This is a genomic window from Variovorax sp. 20P10.2.4 (genome assembly GCF_058244205.1).
This window is the reverse complement of record NZ_JBZAYE010000837.1, coordinates 1-2,685: the sequence shown is the minus strand read 5'-3', so window position 1 is coordinate 2,685 and position 2,685 is coordinate 1. Positions and strand designations below refer to the sequence as shown.

General features: G+C 70.1%; 3 protein-coding genes. All 3 read right to left on the bottom strand.

Translation table 11 applies throughout. The features are described from left to right. On the bottom strand, window positions 1-576 hold a 576-nt coding region (locus AC27VN_RS38330), incomplete at its 3' end, for a prepilin peptidase (protein ID WP_490880045.1). 35 nt (window positions 577-611) lie between these two features. Beyond that, window positions 612-1,286: a site-2 protease family protein gene (locus tag AC27VN_RS38325; protein ID WP_490880044.1), complete on the bottom strand. Its 675-nt coding sequence runs from the start codon at window positions 1,284-1,286 to the stop codon at window positions 612-614. A 19-nt stretch (window positions 1,287-1,305) separates the two neighbouring features. Next, window positions 1,306-2,685: TonB family protein (locus AC27VN_RS38320; protein ID WP_490880043.1), on the bottom strand; the 1,380-nt coding region annotated here is incomplete at its 5' end.

Sequence of the window (2,685 nt, the reverse complement as noted above, 5' to 3'; positions counted from 1 at the left end):
CGTCAGCAGGAACACGCCGTAGATCGTCGGCAGCGCCGACCAGCCGAACCACGCGCCCGCCACCGCGAAGGCCTTGAAGTCGCCGTGGCCCATCGCGTCCTGCCCGGTCTGCCGCCGTATCAGCAGGGTCGCGAGCCAGGGCACGAGGTAGCCCGCCGCGGCACCGATGACCTGCGCGGCGGCGTTGCCGGTGTACGCGTGGTACAGCAGGCCGATCCAGAGCAGCCGGTAGACGATCCAGTCGGGCAGCACGCGGTGCCGCAGGTTGATCGCCGTGAGCAGCACCCAGCCCAGCAGCAGGATGCACAGGAAGGTGGTCTGCAGCGACACGCCGCGCGCCAGCGCCAGCCCCAGGCACAGCAGGGCGCCCGATGCGATCAGCGCGATGCGGCTCTTGCGCGGCAGTTCGAGGTCGTCGGGCGAAGCGAGCAGCGGCCGGTAGTTCTGGTGGTCGAGGGCCCAGACGCGGTGCAGCTCGAGCGGAATGCGGCGTATCCATGGCAGCAGCAGGCCGGCCGTGGCGGCGCCGCCGGCGATGGCATAGGCAACGAGGAATCCGATGTCGTCTGTGGGCATGGCGAGGCGGTGTTCGAGAAAAGGGGAGTGGGTCGTCAGGCCATGACGTCGATGCCCGCGGCATGCAGGCCATACACGGCCAGCGCGAGCAGCCAGGAGAACGCCATGCCGAAGAACAGCAGCAGGCCGAGCTGCGTTGCCAGGGGTGGCCAGCGCTTCATCAGCGGCGTGCGCTCCAGCAAGGCCTGCAGCAGGAAGCTGCCGTTGCTGCCCGGAAACGGCAGCAGGTTGACGGCGGCGAACTTGGCGGCGACGAGCGCGAGCAACGTCGGGAACGGCGAGGCGGTCGCGACATCGCTCGCCGACCGCAGCAGGCGCTGCGCCTCGCCGAAGGGCTCGAAGCCCCCCGCGATGCATTGCGCGAACCCGCTGGCGAAGGTCGCCAGGCCCTCGGACTGCAGCACCGCCACGGCCAGCACCAGCAGCGCGAACGGGCCGGCCGCGCCGATCGCCAGCCGGGTCGCGAGCGGCTGCAGGTCGAGGGCGTCATGCGCCTTGCCCGCCTCGACCGGTTCGGTGCGCGTGTCCTTGAGGATCAGCTGGCCGCCGACCGGCAGCGTCCTGATCCGCAGCCGGCCCGCGTGCAGCAGCGTGGGGCCGAGGCCGTAGCTGAACTCGCGGATCGGGATGCCGAAGCGTGTGGCTGCGAGGGCGATGGCGCCGAGATGGATGGCGACACAGAGCGCGACGGCGAGGAGGAGCCAGTGCATGCCGTATCGATCCGGCCGCTCACCAGGGGCGCAGTGCCAGCACGATCTCCGACGGCACGGTGCCATCGTCGGTCAGCGGCAGGCGGCCCGTTTTCTGGATGGCGCGCAGCGCGATGGCATCCCATTCCTTCACACCGCTGGCCTTGGACAACCTGGCGCCGCTGATGAGGCCGTCGGGCGTGAGGCTCACTGTGTACTCGGCGACGGGATTGCCTGGAACACTCTTGGTGAGCACGATGTTGGGCCGGATCAAGGCGTTGACCCGCGCGCCGTAGCTCGAGGACGACGCGGCCGGCGGAACCACTGGCTTGCCCGCGGCCGTTGCGGTCGCGCGGGTGGGATCGGTGGGGTCAAGCCTGAAATCGATCGTGGCCTGGTACCACTCGTTCGGGCCGCTCTCCGGGTAGTTCCTGGTCAGCACCCTTGCCATGCGCACCGCGTCGAGCGCCGCGTTGTCCAGGCGCTGGAAGCCGGACCCGCGCAGCACGATCATTTCGACGACCTCGCCTGCCGGACCTGTCCGGATTCTGAGCGTGACCGTGCCCTTCTCGCCCAGCCGCTTCGATGTGGCGGGGTAGATGGGGTACGGCGGGTGCGTGTATCGCGCCTCCTGCGGATCATGCGTCGCCGTGATGAGCTCGGGTGCCGGGATCGCATTGGCTCCGATGCCCGAGCCGATGGATGGCGCCGGCACGCTCGCCCGAGCGGTGCGCGGGGCCTGCGTTCTGGCGATGTCGGTGGGCGGTTCTTCCTTCCAGTTGAATGCCGCCTTCAGCAGCGCGAACACCAGCACGCCCACGAAGAAGATCGCGAACCACACCGTCAGCCGCGATGCGCTGATCGAGCCGCTGTGCGCGCTCGCGGCCGAGGGATGGCTCTGGAGCGTGCCGCGCGAGAGTTTCGCTTCGCGCTCGCGCCAGGCCTCGATGTTCGAGATGTCCATCGTCAGCCGCAGCCAGGTCGGATAGGTGGCGGCCGCATGCATCACCCGCCCCAGGCCCAGCGCCAGCGCCTGCGGTCCGGGATCGGCGGTGCGGCGCAGCAGCTCGAGGTAGTGCCGTTGCGCATCGCGGTCGTCGGGCGCCTGCTGCCCCTGCGCATCCTGCTCGACGATCGCGCGGTCCACCACCTGCCCGGCCTGTCCCAGCCGCAGCAGCCGCGCCGAGTCGGTGCGCCAATCGAAGAAAACGAGCGAGGCCTCGAACAGGTGCTCGTGGCCGGGCCGCCAGCCGCAGGCCAGCAGGTGGGCGATGTTGGCCTCGAACAGGAAGCGTGCATCCATGTCGAGCAGGCGCGGGTCCTCGAGCGTGTGTTCGAGCAGCGCGGTGGCTTCGGGGACGCTGCGCAGCGGCTCCTGCTGCAGCCGGGTGTCGAGCGCGACGAGGATGTCGCGCACGGG